The 663-nt window shown below is 41.0% G+C and carries 1 protein-coding gene; it reads right to left on the bottom strand.

The genetic code is table 11. The features are described from left to right. Positions 1 to 621 (bottom strand): IS110 family RNA-guided transposase (locus IEW67_RS17985; RefSeq protein ID WP_188634439.1); only part of this gene is annotated, 621 nt, incomplete at its 3' end. Between the last annotated feature and the right edge of the window lie 42 nt (positions 622 to 663).

The raw sequence follows: 663 nt of genomic DNA, 5'->3' as shown, positions 1-663 counted from the left end.
CTTTGCAATATCTGAAATGCTTGCCTTGGTTCTCCAATGTACCATTTGTTGAAGATCCTTCACCTCAATTTTTTCACCATCTATAATAGCTTCCAGAATACGACGTCCGGATGCACCAAATATTTGAGAAAGAACGGACGTAAGCTTGATATTTGCGTCCTGAAGGATTTTGTGAATACGGTTTTGCTCAGCAGTACGTTGGTTAATAAGTTTTTTCCGATACCGGGTTAGATCGCGTAAATTGCGAATATCTTCCGGTGGCACAAAATTACCTTCAATTAGGCCGCTTCGCAGTAGCTTGGCAAGCCATTCAGCATCTTTTACATCCGTTTTTCGTCCGGGAACATTTTTTACGTGCTTTGCATTTGCAAGCACCAGTTGAAACTGACTCTCCAGTATATTCCACACTGGTTTCCAATAAACACCTGTACTTTCCATCACCACATCCGTTACTTGAAAAGACGACAGCCAATCGTTTAATTCAAGTAAGCCATCTGTCGCAGTTGAAAACGACTCAATGGATTTTTTCGGCTTTTCCTCTAAAGGGCCATATAATACACAAGCGACGACAGTTTCCTGATGTACATCTAGGCCTGCACACCTTTTAATCATTGCTTCCATTGGAAAACCACCTCAGAAATAAATTAACAATACACATGACAG

This window comes from Lentibacillus kapialis (assembly GCF_014646635.1).
Lineage (GTDB): Bacteria > Bacillota > Bacilli > Bacillales > Amphibacillaceae > Lentibacillus > Lentibacillus kapialis.
This window is presented reverse-complemented; position numbering and strand designations above follow the sequence as displayed.